The 13,208-nt window shown below is 68.0% G+C and carries 15 protein-coding genes; 8 read left to right on the top strand and 7 right to left on the bottom strand.

The features are described 5' to 3' along the window. Window positions 1-22: 22 nt before the first annotated feature. Window positions 23-1,078 carry a LacI family DNA-binding transcriptional regulator gene (locus AB0F51_RS24825; RefSeq protein WP_360284106.1) on the bottom strand — a complete coding sequence of 352 codons (1,056 nt, stop codon included), beginning with the start codon at window positions 1,076-1,078 and terminating at the stop codon, window positions 23-25. A gap of 121 nt (window positions 1,079-1,199) precedes the next feature. Here AB0F51_RS24825 and AB0F51_RS24820 point away from each other — a divergent pair, with 121 nt between their 5' ends. Both AB0F51_RS24820 and AB0F51_RS24815 read left to right on the top strand, forming a co-directional pair. Beyond that, window positions 1,200-3,017 carry a GDSL-type esterase/lipase family protein gene (locus tag AB0F51_RS24820; RefSeq protein ID WP_360283803.1) on the top strand — a complete coding sequence of 606 codons (1,818 nt, stop codon included), beginning with the start codon at window positions 1,200-1,202 and terminating at the stop codon, window positions 3,015-3,017. An 18-nt stretch (window positions 3,018-3,035) separates the two neighbouring features. Next, window positions 3,036-4,985: a glycoside hydrolase family 43 protein gene (locus AB0F51_RS24815; protein ID WP_360283801.1), complete on the top strand. Its 1,950-nt coding sequence runs from the start codon at window positions 3,036-3,038 to the stop codon at window positions 4,983-4,985. A 25-nt stretch (window positions 4,986-5,010) separates the two neighbouring features. On the opposite strand, the gene AB0F51_RS24810 is transcribed toward AB0F51_RS24815, so the two are convergent. Both AB0F51_RS24810 and AB0F51_RS24805 read right to left on the bottom strand, forming a co-directional pair. After that, window positions 5,011-5,943, bottom strand: a complete 933-nt coding sequence (locus tag AB0F51_RS24810) for a hypothetical protein (protein ID WP_360283799.1) — start codon at window positions 5,941-5,943, stop codon at window positions 5,011-5,013. A gap of 66 nt (window positions 5,944-6,009) precedes the next feature. Beyond that, window positions 6,010-6,405, bottom strand: coding sequence for an SRPBCC family protein (locus AB0F51_RS24805; protein WP_360283797.1), 396 nt, complete (start codon window positions 6,403-6,405; stop codon window positions 6,010-6,012). A 51-nt stretch (window positions 6,406-6,456) separates the two neighbouring features. Between AB0F51_RS24805 and AB0F51_RS24800 the strand changes: the two genes are divergently transcribed. Further along, window positions 6,457-6,867 carry a MarR family transcriptional regulator gene (locus tag AB0F51_RS24800; protein ID WP_360283795.1) on the top strand — a complete coding sequence of 137 codons (411 nt, stop codon included), beginning with the start codon at window positions 6,457-6,459 and terminating at the stop codon, window positions 6,865-6,867. A 37-nt stretch (window positions 6,868-6,904) separates the two neighbouring features. Here AB0F51_RS24800 and AB0F51_RS24795 read toward each other — a convergent pair whose 3' ends face one another. Beyond that, window positions 6,905-7,528 (bottom strand): hypothetical protein, encoded by a 624-nt coding sequence (locus AB0F51_RS24795; RefSeq protein WP_360283793.1) that lies wholly within the window; start codon window positions 7,526-7,528, stop codon window positions 6,905-6,907. Window positions 7,529-7,539: 11 nt separating this feature from the next. Beyond that, on the bottom strand, window positions 7,540-8,061 hold the full coding sequence (locus AB0F51_RS24790; RefSeq protein ID WP_360283791.1) for a DUF6328 family protein: 522 nt from the start codon (window positions 8,059-8,061) through the stop codon (window positions 7,540-7,542). 95 nt (window positions 8,062-8,156) lie between these two features. Between AB0F51_RS24790 and AB0F51_RS24785 the strand changes: the two genes are divergently transcribed. The 5 genes from AB0F51_RS24785 (at window position 8,157) to AB0F51_RS24765 (ending at window position 11,522) form a co-directional block, all read left to right on the top strand. After that, window positions 8,157-9,158 (top strand): DNA topoisomerase IB, encoded by a 1,002-nt coding sequence (locus AB0F51_RS24785; protein ID WP_360283789.1) that lies wholly within the window; start codon window positions 8,157-8,159, stop codon window positions 9,156-9,158. Between the two features lie 86 nt (window positions 9,159-9,244). Further along, window positions 9,245-9,682 (top strand): hypothetical protein, encoded by a 438-nt coding sequence (locus AB0F51_RS24780; protein ID WP_360283787.1) that lies wholly within the window; start codon window positions 9,245-9,247, stop codon window positions 9,680-9,682. Next, the gene (locus tag AB0F51_RS24775) at window positions 9,679-10,908 is read left to right on the top strand and encodes a divalent metal cation transporter (RefSeq protein WP_360283785.1); all 1,230 of its coding nucleotides are present in this window, start codon (window positions 9,679-9,681) and stop codon (window positions 10,906-10,908) included. The genes AB0F51_RS24780 and AB0F51_RS24775 overlap by 4 nt, the downstream gene beginning before the upstream one ends. 1 nt (window position 10,909) lies before the next feature. After that, window positions 10,910-11,203, top strand: coding sequence for a hypothetical protein (locus AB0F51_RS24770; protein ID WP_360283783.1), 294 nt, complete (start codon window positions 10,910-10,912; stop codon window positions 11,201-11,203). Next, window positions 11,190-11,522, top strand: coding sequence for a PRC-barrel domain-containing protein (locus AB0F51_RS24765; RefSeq protein ID WP_360283781.1), 333 nt, complete (start codon window positions 11,190-11,192; stop codon window positions 11,520-11,522). Before AB0F51_RS24770 ends, AB0F51_RS24765 begins: the two co-directional genes overlap by 14 nt. Here the strand turns inward: AB0F51_RS24765 and AB0F51_RS24760 are convergent, their stop codons facing one another. Together AB0F51_RS24760 and AB0F51_RS24755 are read right to left on the bottom strand one after the other, a co-directional pair. Next, a complete protein-coding gene (locus AB0F51_RS24760) occupies window positions 11,523-12,716 on the bottom strand; it encodes an MFS transporter (RefSeq protein ID WP_360283779.1) in 1,194 nt (397 codons plus the stop codon). Further along, window positions 12,713-13,198 carry a MarR family winged helix-turn-helix transcriptional regulator gene (locus AB0F51_RS24755; RefSeq protein WP_360283777.1) on the bottom strand — a complete coding sequence of 162 codons (486 nt, stop codon included), beginning with the start codon at window positions 13,196-13,198 and terminating at the stop codon, window positions 12,713-12,715. Before AB0F51_RS24755 ends, AB0F51_RS24760 begins: the two co-directional genes overlap by 4 nt. Between the last annotated feature and the right edge of the window lie 10 nt (window positions 13,199-13,208).

The raw sequence follows: 13,208 nt of genomic DNA, 5'->3' as shown, positions 1-13,208 counted from the left end.
CCCGCAGGTCTGCCGCCGGCGGTCAGCCGGGCTGCGTGCTCTGCCGCACGATCAACGTCGCGGCGATCTGCTCGCTGCCCGGCTGCCCGCCGTTCATCTGCTCCGACAGCAGGCCGAAGGTCCGCCGGCCGACCTCGTTGAAGTCCTGCCGCACGGTGGTCAGCGGCGGGTTGAAGAACTCTGCCTCCGGTACGTCGTCGAACCCGACCACCTGGACGTCACCGGGCACGCTGATCCCGGCCTCGGCGAACGCCCGGAGCAGCCCGAGCGCCATCTGGTCGTTGGCGACGAACACGGCGCCGAGGCCGGACTCCTTGGCCAGCGACTTCCCGGCCTCGTACCCCGACAGCGGGCTCCAGTCGCCCTTGGTCAGGCGCGGTGGCCGGATGCCGTGGGCCTTGAGCGTCTCGCGCCAGCCGCGCTCCCGTTCACTGGCTTCGAGCCAGTCGGACGGCCCACTGACGTGCCAGACCGTCTTGTGGCCGAACGACAGCAGGTGCTCCGTCGCGAGGCGGGCGCCGTCGTACTGGTCGACCGAGATGGCCGGGATCGGCGGGGGCGCGCCGCCGACGGCGACGAGCGGAATGCCCTGGGGGGCGAACTTGAGTGCTTCGGCCGTGGCGACGTGCGGGGCGATCACGACGATGCCCTCGACCGCCTGGCGCTGCAGCGACTCCACAGCTTCGGCGATCGACCCGCGGTCCGGCTTGCTCACACTCGAGACGGTGATCGCGAAGCCGGCCTCGCGGGCCGCGCACTCGATGCCGTAGAGCGTGCTGGCCGGCCCGTACAGGGTCGAGTCCATGGTCACCACGCCGAGCGTCCCCGTGCGCCCGGTGACCAGCGCCCGGGCGGCCGTGTTCGGCCGGTAGCCGAGGCTGTCGATCGCGGCCCGGACCCGCTCCCGGGTGGCCGGCCGGACCAGCTCGCTGTCGTTGATCACCCTCGACACCGTCATGTGGGAAACCCCCGCCAGGACGGCTACGTCGGCCAAGCTCGGCGGGCGTCGGGGGGAGGTCGCCGGCGCCCCGGAGGCACGCTCGGTGTCTGAACCGTTGGACACGTTTCCAGCTCCCATCATCTCGTCGAGCCGAATTCTGCCATTCGCCGACCTCTTGCCACTGTGTGACCGGACCATTACCCTCGGAAATCGCTGTTAGCGCTAACAGTACTATTCTTCCGCCCCGCCCCATAGTCAGGTGATCACTTTGCCGCGCAAATTGTCGCTGCTCGTCGTCCTGGTCCTCGCCGCGGTTCTCGCCCTCGTCCCGGCCGGCGGCGCGTCCGCCGCCGCCGGCGACGGTTCGCCGTCCGATCCGAACCTCCGGTACTTCGGCCGCTGGGACACCCGAACCTCCACGGCCTACAAATCGGAGTGGGCCGGTGCCTATGTCGCACTCGGCTTCACCGGGACCACCGTCAAACTTCGCCAGCGCAACACCATCGACTTGTTCGCCAGTATCGACGGCGGGCCGTTCGTCTCCTACCCGGGCGTCAGCGGCACCGTGAACCTCACCCCGCGACCGCTTGCCTCGGGCACCCACAGCCTGCGGGTCTCGTACCGCCCGGTGGCCGGCTCGTACCGCGGTGACGCCGTCTTCCAGGGCGTGATCCTCGATCCGGGCGCGCGGACCGTCGTACCGAGTGTGCCGTCGAAGATCATCGAGTTCGTCGGTGACTCGATCACCGTCGGGCAACGGTCCAGCCTGCAGACGCTGACGGCGTACCCGTGGCTGGTGGGGGAGCGGCTCAAGGCCGGGCACACCCAGATCGCGGTCGGTGGCGCGTGTCTGTATCCGTCGGCCGACGGGTGCCTCGGGGTGCGCGACCGCTTCCTGAAGACCGGGCTCGACGCCAGTACGCCGGACTGGAACTTCTCGCGGTACCAGGCGAGCACGGTGGTGATCAACCTCGGGACGAACGATGCCGGGCACAGCGTTTCGGGTGCGAACTTCCAGGCTGCTTACGTCACGCTGCTGAAGCGGGTGCGGGCGAAGTACCCGGCCGCCGACATCATCGCCCTGCAGACGTTCCGGAAGCGCTACATCAACGAGACGCGGCAGGCCGTCGCGGCGGTCGGTGACGCGAAGATCCGGTTCGTCGCCACCGACGGCTGGATCAACGAGGCCACCGACACGGTGGACAACGTGCACCCCAACGACGCCGGCCACCGCAAGATCGCCGACCGGCTCGCGCCGATCATTGCCGGCAGCACCATTGCGGCGGCCGACCAGGCCGCATCGACCGACCAGACCGCGTCGACCGACTGTGCCGCCAAGCCGACGGTGAAGGCTGTTGCCGCGGGCCCCAAGATCTGGCTGGCCGGTGACTCGACGATGGCGAACGGCTCGTCGACCTGCCCGGTGGGCTGGGGACGGCAGTTCGACCCGCTGTTCAACGACCAGGTGACCGTGGTGAACAGGGCCGTCGGCGGCCGGAGCATCCAGACCTGGCTGTACGAGGGCAATGTGACCGGTACGAAGGACTCGTCCGGCGAGTGCATCGTGAACCCGAAGACCTACCACCAGCGCTGGCTGGACATGCTCAACTCGTCGACCGGGATGCAGGCCGGCGACTACCTGTTCATCCAGTTCGGCATCAACGACGGTGACCCGAACTGCCCGCGGCACGTAGGTACGGCGCGGTACCAGAGCCTGCTCACGATGATGGTGAACGCGGCTAAGAGCCGGGGTGCCCGTCCGGTGCTGCTGACGCCCGTCTCGGCCATCAAATGCAGCGGGAGCACAGCCGTCGGAACTCGGGGATTCCTCTCCCAGACCTTCGCGGCGGGCAGCGCGACCGGAACGGCCGTCATCGACCTGCACAAACTGAGCTACACCCTCTACAACACGCTCAAGCTCTGCCCCAACAACGGCGACTACAGCTCGGGCGCCGTCGGCGCCTTCTTCTGCAACGACCACACGCACTTCGAAGCCGCCGGCGCGGACAAGATCGCCCGGGTGGTGGCCCAGGCGATCCGCGACCAGCACTTCGCTCTGGCGAGCTACCTCAAGTAAAGACGTCCTAGGAGATTCATGAGATCACGTGTCTGGCGGAGCGTTTCGCTCGCCCTGGTCGGGTTGTTCGCTGTGACCCTGACCGCGGTGCCCGCCTCAGCCGAACTCATCAACCCGGCCACCTCGTTCCGCCCCGGACAGGAGTGGCGCGACACCGACGGCAAGGTCATCCAGGCCCACGGCGGTCAGGTGCTGCAGGCAACCGATGACGACGGCAAACGCATCTGGTACTGGTACGGCGAGGACCGCAGCAACGGGTACTACGACAGCCCGGGCGTGCACCTGTACTCGTCGTACGACCTCTACAACTGGAAGGACCAAGGCGTCGTACTGCGAACCATGAGCTCGAAGGAGCAGTTCACCGGGGACAAGTACTTCGCCAAGCTCTACAAGGAGTACAGCGCCGCGCAGCGGGAAGTCGTCTGGCGCGATCTGTCGACCAACAAGGTCCGGGCCGACGGCTGGGCCGCTCCGTCGATTCTCGAGCGGCCGAAGGTCATCTACAACAAGGCGACCCGGCAATGGGTCATGTGGGTGCACTCGGACGGACCGACCACACCGGAGATGACCTCGACGTACGCCCGGGCCGAGGCGGGGGTCGCGGTCTCGAACTCGCCGAAGGGCCCGTTCCGGTGGATCGACTCGTACCGGCTCAACCGCGTGCCCAGCGACTCGGTCCCGTGGTGTGGCACGTCGTCCGCGTTCGACCCGGCCGGTGGAATGGCGCGGGACATGAACCTGTTCGTCGACGACGACGGTACGGCGTACATCATCTACTCGTCCGAGGAGAACCGGACGATGTACGTCTCCAAGCTCAACCGGGCCTACACGTATCTGTCCGCAGCGCCCGGCGAAGCCGTGCTGGGCAAGGACTTCGTCCGCACGCTGCCGTGCTCGCAGCGCGAGGCGCCGGCGATGTTCAAGTCCGAGGGCACCTACTACCTGGTGACGTCGGGTGCGACCGGCTGGGATCCCAATCCGGCTCGGTACGCGACGGCGAAGAGTGTCCTGGGCGCTTGGGCCGATCAGGGGAATCCGATTGCGGGGGCCGGTGCCGCGGACACGTTCCGGTCGCAGAGTACGTCGGTGATCCCGGTCGACCGGGCGAACAACAAGTTCGTCTTCATGGCTGACCGCTGGACGCCGAACGACCTGGCGAACTCGCCGTACGTGTGGATGCCGATGAAGTTCGGTGAGGGCGGCAGTCTGTCGATCGGTCCGGATACCGAGTGGAAGCTGACGGATCTCAAGCCGTACCAGCGGTGGACGGTCGACACTGTGCTTCCCGATCATGTCTGGTTGCGGGACACGAGCAACCTTCCGGCCAACGTGTCGGTCACCGCGGGCGGGCGGACCCAGATGCTCGGCGTCACCTGGGATGCGTCGACCGTCACCCAACCAGGGCCGAGCCAGGTGCGGGGGACACTCGCCGATGGGCGGACCTTCACCCGCTCCGTTCTCGTCGTACCGCACAACCTCCGGTACGTCGTGAACGCGGGCGGCGCCGTCACCGCCGACTGGAAGCGAACCGTCGAGGTGGCCGCGACCGAAGGCGCAGTACTGAACTCCGTCCCTGAGCAGCCGATCGGCGTCGACCCGAAGACCGCGGCCACGTGGGGCTTCACCGGCACCAGCGGCACCTACGGCGGTGCCGGTGACAACCTCTACACAACGTTGCGCTGGGCAAAGAACAAGGAAGCCCTCAGCTACGACTTCAGCAACCTGGAGCCGGGCACGTACACCGTCCACGCCGGCTACTGGGACCCCTGGCCCTGGGCCAACCGAGCCGCCGGCATCTCCGTCAACAACACAGTCGTAGACCCCCAACGCCTCTTCACCACCACCCCCACAGCCGGCGAATACCCCAACATCACCCCAACCCCAGACGGCAAAATCACCGTCTCGGTGACCCCCACCCGTTCCCCCGACATCCAACTCAGCTGGCTGATGCTAGCCAAAACCAGCTGACCGCCGGCCCTCAAACTAGTAGGTGCTACTCGCCTACTAGTTGGGGGCCGCCGCTGGCGGTGTAGAGGTGGTGGGTGGGGGCGTCGAAGGTGGCGGGGAAGGTGTCGATGGTGTTGATGAGGGTGCTGGCTCCGGTGGCGCGGCTGACGGCGTACACGGTGGCTGTGTTGGCGTCGTTGTCGAAGGCGGTCAGCAGGGTGCTGGTGGTGCCGCAGCGCTGGGCTATCAGTTGCTCGTAGGCCTGGAAGCCGGTCGTGCGGACCTGCTTCAGGGTCGCCTTGAGAGGCGCCGTGACGGGGACGCGGATGGTCCACAGGGCGCCGGTCTTCGTGGTGGCGAGCAAGGTGTCGTACGTCGCGGTCTCGGCGATCACCGTGATGGTCTTGAACGACCGATAACCCGGCGCCGACCCGTAGGACCTGACCGGGCCGTTGACGTTGTAGCGGTAGAGGGAACCGTTCGTGTGCAGACCGTAGAGGTAGCGATGAGGCGTGGTGCCCTGTACGAAGTTGGAGGTCGCGATGGTGCTGAACCCGGACCAGCCGATACCGACCTTCGTCGCGCTGACCGTCGGCACGTCCGAGGAACCCTGGTAGATCTCGTACGCCGCGTACAAGTTGCTGCCCTGCAGCACGAGCCCTCGGAAGTAGTTCCTCGTCGGCTCCCGGTAGTAGTACCAGGTGGCGCTGGCGCGGATGCCGAAGAGCTTGTAGGGCACGAACTCGCCCACCTGCACCGGCTTGGTGGCCACGATGTTGTAGCCGCCGCTCATCCCGGCGGTATTCACCGCACCCACCTGGACTGAACAGGCCGACGCAGCCACGGCTGCTGTCCCGACTGCTTGGCGGCGATCCGGTTCTGGCCTGTTCTGTACGCCGGCGCCCGCGGGCCCGGCCAACGCGGTGGCGGCGACCAGGCTCGCGCCGGCCACCGCGAGGATCGATCGGCGAAGTGTCATCGGCGGACTCCTCCTTGGCCCAGCACCGTACTAGGCCAAGGTGCACCCCGGTAAGCGGTTGTGGGACTACTCGCACAGATCGCGGATGGTCCGCAGTTCTTCCTCGATGACGAGCAGCTGGGCGGAGACGGCTTCCTCGGGCACCTCCGGCGGGAACTGGGTGGTGAACTGGTACTCGCTGCCTTCGCCATTCGGTAGGACGCGGGTGAACGCGCCCTGGCTGGGGTTCTCGGCGTTCAGGATGTCGACGGTGCCCTGGTCGGCGGAGCTGCGGACGATGATCCGCGCCTCGCCCTGGTCGTTCTCGACGACCCAGTGCTCGCCGTCGCGCCGGATGGTGCGCGCGAAGCCGGGAGCCCAGCGCGGCAGTGCGTTCGGATCGGATACCAGTTCGAAGACCTTCTCCGGCGGTGCGGCGATCGCGATGGAACGGGTGTGGGCGATCAACAGATTAGTAGGCATGTGCATATCATACGCAACTGCTTATCGTTGTCCAGCACTTATCATCCGAGCATGCAGCGCGAAGACCTGGGATCGCTGTTCGGCCGGATCACCCGGCGGTTGATCGCCGCCGAGGAACCGCTCCTGGCCGAGCAGGAGCTGTCGATGTGGGGGTACGCCGTGCTGACGCACCTGGCCCGGGAGCCCGCTGACAGTCAACTGGCGCTGGCGACCGCGATCGGGCACGACAAGTCGCGGCTGATCCCGCTGCTCGACCAGCTGGAACACGACGGCTTGATCGTCCGCGAGCAGGACCCGGCGGACCGGCGTCACCGCAGAGTCCGGCTGACCCCGCAAGGCGAGAGCCGGCTGACCGCAGTACGGGCTCAGGTCCGGGCGATGGAGGACGACCTGCTAGCCGACCTCAGCGCAACCGACCGCCGTGCCCTCTTGAGAATCCTCACCCACCTCGCCGACGGCTAGGTCAACGGCTCCCTGACCGCAGAGCCACCCGCGGGCGTCAGCCGGTGATGTCCTTGACGAGTTGTTCGGCTTCTTTCTGGGTGTAGTTGGAAGTGATCTCGAGTTGGCCGCCGGTGATCGGTGACATCACGGACGGCGCGGTCACCACCCGGCCCCGGACCACGATCGCGAGCTGGTTCCGCGGTGGCGTCTTCTTGCTCAGCTCGGACGTCAGACGGCTGAACGTCTGCGCTCCCTCGGCGTCCAGGGTCAACCCGACGGTCCAGCCCGACGCGTCGCGGAAGATGGGCTTCTTCACCTCGGACACATGGGTGCCGTCCAGCTCCACCTTGCCGAGCGTGTAGCGGATCCCGTCCGGCCCACACGCAGTACCTTCCGCCGAGGGTGAGGTCGAGGCACTGCACCCACCCGGCTCGGCCTTCAGCACCGGCCGGAACTGCACAGCCTCGGCGCCCGCTGCCGGCGCACCGCCCTTCCCTTCCCCAGACTCGTCAGCCCGCAGCAACACCACCGCACCCACGGCCAGTACGGCGATCAGCACGATCCCGAGCACCACAACAAGAATCACCGGCCCCCGACTACGCCTCGGGGAGCCGCCGTACTGCGGTGGCCCGTACTGCGGAGCGCCGTCTTGCGGCGGCGGAAACGAGCTCTGGGACATACCGCCCGATGCTACGGCCCCGAGGTGTCGCCGTTGGCCGGTCCCCGGCGGCTGGCGCGCTTGATCCAGGTGGGCAGGACGTACCAGAAGAAGACGAACCAGAGCAGGACGCCGGTCGCGGTGATGATCGCCAGCCGGCGGTCGAGGACCACGTCGATGGCCAGCAGGATGCCGCCGGTGGTCGCCACGGTGAGGAAGACCATTCCCGCGCTGGTCATCTGGCTCGCGATCGGGATCATCCGGTCCCGCATCCGCTGCTGGAAGACGATCCGGTGGAACGAGACGGGGGCAAGGAACAGGCCGGCGGCCAGCGCGGAGGCCACCAGGGTGATCGCGTAGACGTCGTGGGTGAACCGGTCGGCGTCCTGGAACCGGTTGGTGAAGGCGATGCTGAGCAGGAAGGCGAACAGGATCTGGGTGCCGGTCTGGGCCAGCCGCAGCTCCTGCAGCAGCTCGGCCCAGTGCCGGTCCAGGCGTTCCCGCTCGTCTTCCTCGTCGCGCCGGTAACCCCCGGCCTTCTGCTCGTCGCTCATCGGTCTCCTCGCTACTCTCCGGGTCCCGTACCCGAAGGGAAACCAGTTTGCCCGCTGGGTACCAGGTGGCCTGATCCGAGCCAACGGGAGGTCAGGTGCGGTTGCGGCGGGCCAGCGTCGATCAGCCGGGGTTCAGCCGGCGCCGGCGCGGAGCGGGGTTCAGCTATCTGGATGCCGAGGGCAAGGTAATTCGCGACGCCGAGGTGGTCGAGCGGATCCGGGCGCTGGCGATTCCGCCCGCCTGGCAGGACGTCTGGATCTGCCCCTACCCGAACGGCCACATCCAGGCCGTCGGCACCGACGAGGCCGGCCGCCGGCAGTACCTGTACCACGACCAGTGGCGCACCGACCAGGACGCCGACAAGCACGAGCGGGTACGCCGCCTCGTGCCACGCCTCCCGGCGTTCCGCAAAGCCGTGGACCGCGACCTGTGCGCGAAGGGGCTCACCCGCGAGCGGGTGCTCGCGGTGGCGCTCCGGATGCTCGACTACGGCGTCTTCCGCACCGGCAACACGCAGTACGCCGACGAGTACGGCAGCCGGGGAGCGGCGACGCTGCTGCGCGACGACGTCCAGGTCCGGAAAGGTGAGCTGATCTTCGACTTCACCGCCAAGGGCGGCGTTCGCCGGACCCTCGAACTGGAGGACCGCAAGCTGGTCTCGGCGGTCACCGCGCTCAAGCGCAGCAGGCACAAGAGCCCGCTGCTGCTCGTCTACCGGGACCGGGACGGCTGGCACGACGTCACCGCGGACCAGATCAACGAACGGTTCCACGAACTCGTCGGCGACGACTACACGGTCAAGGACCTCCGCACCTGGACCGCCACCGTGCATGCCGCCGTCGCGCTCGCCCAGGCCGACCCGCCCAAGACCAAGACGGCCAAGAAGGCCGCGGTCAAGGCGATGCTGACGGAGGTCTCGGAGCATCTCGGCAACACGCCGGCGGTGGCCCGGGCGTCGTACGTCGACCCGCGGGTGATCACGAAGTACGAGGAAGGCCGCACCATCGCGCGGGCGATCGACAAGACCGGCTCGGATCTCGACAAGCACACGGTCCGGATGAAGCTCGAACGGTCGGTGGCCCGCCTCCTCACCTGATCGCCGCCGCCGGGCGATGGTTGCTTCGGCACCCCTTCGGTGGGTACCAGGCGTTTGTACGGCTATCGGATAAGGACAGGTGGCGGATGCGAAGGGTCGGGTCGGTCGCGATGATCTGCGGTCTGGTGTTCGGCTTGGCCGGGTGTGGCGACCCGGATCAGCAGATGCGGACGGAGGGGGCCAAGGCCGCCCGGGACGCGGTTTCGCAGGTGAGAACGGCGCGACTGGCCGGCCAGTCTCTCCTCGACCAGAAGATCATCACGCCCACCACGACCGTGCTGGTCACCGACGCCGAGGAAGCGCTCGGCAAGGTGGCGACCTCGTTCAGCGCCCGGCAGCCGGAGACGGCGGAGTCGCGCAAGATCTACGACCAGACCACCGAGGCGTTGTCGACCGCCGAGGAGGGCGTCACCGACCTGAGGATCGCACTCCGCTCCGGTGACCTGGCGAAGGTCCGCAGCCAGGTCGACGAGCTCGGCAAAACCGGCGACCAGCTGGCCAAGCTGGGGGAGCAGGCCAAGTGAAGAAGCTGCTCGCCGTCACGCTCGGCATCCTGACCGCGATCGGCGGCTTCGTCGACATCGGTGACCTGGTCACCAACGCCCTGGTCGGCGCCCGGTTCGGGATGCGGCTGGCCTGGGTGGTGGTCCTCGGCGTGATCGGCATCTGCCTGTACGCCGAGATGGCGGGCCGGGTCGTCGCGGTCTCCGGGCGACCCGTGTTCGACCTGATCCGCGAGCGGCTCGGGCGGCGGACCGGATTGCTCGCGCTGGTCGCGTCGTTCCTGGTGACGATGCTGACCCTGATCGCCGAGATCGGCGGTGTCGCGCTGGCCTTCGAACTGGCCAGCGGGGTGAACTACCTGCTCTGGGTGCCGTTGGCGGCCTTCGCCGTCTGGCTGGTGATCTGGCGGGTCAAGTTCTCCCATCTCGAGCAGGTGTTCGGCCTGCTCGGGTTGCTGCTGATCGTCTTCGCGGTGGCGCTGTGGAAGCTCGGCCCGGACTGGGGCGATCTGATGCATCAGGCAACCAATCCCCAGCCGATCGGGCACGAGACCTGGGCCACCTACGCGTACTTCGCGATCGCGCTGTTCGGCGCCGCGATGACGCCGTACGAGGTGTTCTTCTTCTCCTCCGGTGGAGTGGAGGAGAAGTGGGGGCGCAACGACCTGATGACCGAGCGGTCCAACGTCTTCGTCGGCTTCCCGCTCGGCGGGTTGCTCTCGCTGGCGATCGCGGGGTGTGCGGCGGTGCTCTACTTGCCGGCCGGCATCCAGGTCGACACGCTCGGCCAGGTGACGCTGCCGGCCGCGATCGCGTTCGGCAAGCTCGGGCTGGCGATCGTGCTGCTGGGCGTGTTCGCGGCGACCTTCGGGGCGGCGCTGGAGACCGCGCTGTCCTGCGGCTACACGATCGCGCAGTACTTCGGCTGGCAGTGGGGCAAGTTCGTCCGGCCGCGGGAGGCGTCGCGGTTCCACCTGGTCATGATCATCACGCTGGTGCTGTCGATCCTGGTGCTGCTGACCGCGGTGGATCCGGTCAAGGTGACGGAGTACTCGGTGGTGTTCGCGGCGATGGCGTTGCCGCTGACCTATCTGCCGATCCTGATCATCGCCAACGACCCCGGCTACATGGGGCAACAGCGCAACGGCCGGGTGCTGAACTTCTTCGCCCTGATCTACCTGGGGTTGTTGCTGCTGGCATCGATCGCGGCGATCCCGCTGATGATCATCACGAAAGGCGGCCAATGAGATGAGCGGACGCGTCCTGCACGCCCAGCTGCACCTGCTGGACCGGCAGCTGATCCACCACGAGACCGGCCGGCTGCTCGGCAAGGTCGACGACGTCGAGCTCGACCTGGACGCCGACGTACCGGTGGTCAGCGCCCTGGTCTCCGGCCGGCAGCGGATCCCGGCGGTGCAGATCGTCGAGATCGACACCGCGGTGAAGATCGCGCCGGGGGAGCTCAACCTGACCGAAGGCGACGACTGGGTCGAGGACCACATCATCGACAAGATCCCGGGAGCCGGTCATGCGGCTGAATGAGTTGCTCGGCCGCGACGTGGTCGACGCGAACGGCGACGTGATCGGCCACGTCGCCGACGTCCGGCTGGTCCAGGACGGACCGCTGCAGCCGTCCATGCAGGCGGCGCTGCGGGTCGACGGCCTGATCATCGTGGAGAAGCGCACCACCCGGCTGCTCGGCTACGAACGCCACGTCGGCCCGGCGTTGATCCGCTGGCTGGTCCACCGGCACCTCGGCGACGTCTGGTACGCGCCCTGGACCGAAGTCGACCAACTGACCGACGGCCGGATCGAGATCCGTGCCGGCCGCTCCGATCTCCGGAAGTTCGAAGAGCTGTAGTCAGTCCGACCGGCGCAGCCCTTTGAGCGTGGCGGCGAGCAGACCAGCAACCGCGCACCCTCCGGCCGAGAAGGCCAGCACGGTTTGTGGTGTGGCGTGGTCGGCTGCGAGCGCGCCGGCCGCTGCGCCGAGGGGTGAGGCGATGGCCAGCAGGGCTCGCTGGGTGCCGAAGACCCGTCCGTGGTCGGCCGGAGGTGTCCACCGCTGCAGGGCGGTTGCCTCGATCGCCGAGTACGGCCCCCAGATCGCGCCCGCCACGACAAACCCGACGGCGAACACCGGGAGTTGGTCGACGAAAACCAGCGGCAGCATCAGGCCTCCCCACAGAGTTGCTCCGGCAGCGTTCACCAACCCCGGTCTGCGCCTGGCCAACGCTCCCGCCGCGGGCAAGGTCAGCAACGAGGCGGCACCGAAGAGGATCCACAGCAGCGTGTAGCCGCCGAGGCCGGAGCCGAGTCCCTCACGGACGAAGAGCGGCAGCACGGTCTCGAACGGGCCGTAGGTGAAGTAGTACGCGACCGACAGGGCGACCAGCCCGATCACTCGTGGTGTCCACGAAGCCCTGTGGGAGATGGGGTTTGGGGACAATCGCGGTTGAGGCCGGGCGCCGCGTCGTAGCCGGTGCGCGATGATCGCCGTACCGAGCATCATGAACCCCGGCAGCAGAAACGAGGGGCCGGTGCCCAGCAGCGCGAGAGCGGGGCCGCTCAGTACTGCGCCCAACAGCAGCGGGAGCTGGTCACCAACGCTGAGGAGGCTGTTCGCGCGGCCGAGCGCGCCAGGAGCGACCAGGCTGGGCACCATGGTGCGGGCCGCCGAGTAGCTGAACGGCGCCGTCGTACCGGCGATCGCACCCACGGCCAGGACAGCCCAGATGTTCAGTTGGCCGGTCCAGCTGATCAGTGCGAGAACGAACATCAGCAAGGCTCGCGACCAGCCGTCGATGACGATCATGCGCGTCGGCCCGGCCCGGTCCACCGCTCGGCCACCCAGTACTCCGCCGGCGACCGCGGGCAGCCGGATGGCGATCACCAGCAACGCGGTCTGCAACCCCGACCAACCCTGTGGCTCGGCGTTCCACAACAGCACGAAGAGGACGAAGTTGTCCGCCGTCGATGCGAGCGTCCAGGCGCCGGCCAGGGCCCAGACCGAGCGGGGGAGCGAGTCTGCGCGGGCAGTGTCAGTAGCTGTCATGGTTCGTCCACGGACTCGTCGACCGGACACCGCGCGCAGGCGTCCCAGTCGCACAGCCGACACGTCACATCCGCCTTGAGCCGCGCCCGGCCGGTACTCCGCAGCGCGAGATCCAGCAGCGCGCCGAACTCCTGCCGTTGTTCGTCGGTCAATCCACCCAAAGCCTGGTCGCACGCAGCCTCTCGCGCCTGGTTCCAGTCGCGAAGGACGGCGTGCCCCCCTGGGAGAAGACTCAGTTGCACCGATCGTCCGGCGCGAGTCCGCGTGAGGTAGCCCAGACCTTCGAGGCGGTCGATCAGCCGGACCGTGCCCGATTGCGTCAGCCCGATCCGTGCCAGCAGCCAGTCGGCGGAGCAACCGTCGTGGCTGGCGATCAGGGTCAGCGCCGCCGCGTCCCGCAGCCCCAGGCCGGCCGGCAGCGCGGCGACCAGCACATCGTGACTCCGCAGCGTCCACGCCGCCCAGAGGTTCGACTCATGCATGACTCATTCA

Source organism: Kribbella sp. NPDC023855, from assembly GCF_040639475.1.
Classification (GTDB): domain Bacteria; phylum Actinomycetota; class Actinomycetes; order Propionibacteriales; family Kribbellaceae; genus Kribbella.
Note: the sequence above shows the minus strand (reverse complement) of the source record. Positions and strands in the feature narration are given on the sequence as shown.

Bases quoted from the DNA above. Each gene is read 5' to 3' on its own strand.
- AB0F51_RS24760 (WP_360283779.1), bottom strand. From the start codon at position 12,716: ATGACAGCTACTGACACTGCCCGCGCAGACTCGCTCCCCCGCTCGGTC.
- AB0F51_RS24770 (WP_360283783.1), top strand. From the start codon at position 10,910: ATGAGCGGACGCGTCCTGCACGCCCAGCTGCACCTGCTGGACCGGCAG.
- AB0F51_RS24815 (WP_360283801.1), top strand. From the start codon at position 3,036: ATGAGATCACGTGTCTGGCGGAGCGTTTCGCTCGCCCTGGTCGGGTTG.
- AB0F51_RS24780 (WP_360283787.1), top strand. From the start codon at position 9,245: ATGCGAAGGGTCGGGTCGGTCGCGATGATCTGCGGTCTGGTGTTCGGC.
- AB0F51_RS24825 (WP_360284106.1), bottom strand. From the start codon at position 1,078: ATGGGAGCTGGAAACGTGTCCAACGGTTCAGACACCGAGCGTGCCTCC.
- AB0F51_RS24790 (WP_360283791.1), bottom strand. From the start codon at position 8,061: ATGAGCGACGAGCAGAAGGCCGGGGGTTACCGGCGCGACGAGGAAGAC.
- AB0F51_RS24800 (WP_360283795.1), top strand. From the start codon at position 6,457: ATGCAGCGCGAAGACCTGGGATCGCTGTTCGGCCGGATCACCCGGCGG.
- AB0F51_RS24765 (WP_360283781.1), top strand. From the start codon at position 11,190: ATGCGGCTGAATGAGTTGCTCGGCCGCGACGTGGTCGACGCGAACGGC.
- AB0F51_RS24755 (WP_360283777.1), bottom strand. From the start codon at position 13,198: ATGCATGAGTCGAACCTCTGGGCGGCGTGGACGCTGCGGAGTCACGAT.
- AB0F51_RS24805 (WP_360283797.1), bottom strand. From the start codon at position 6,405: ATGCCTACTAATCTGTTGATCGCCCACACCCGTTCCATCGCGATCGCC.
- AB0F51_RS24795 (WP_360283793.1), bottom strand. From the start codon at position 7,528: ATGTCCCAGAGCTCGTTTCCGCCGCCGCAAGACGGCGCTCCGCAGTAC.
- AB0F51_RS24810 (WP_360283799.1), bottom strand. From the start codon at position 5,943: ATGACACTTCGCCGATCGATCCTCGCGGTGGCCGGCGCGAGCCTGGTC.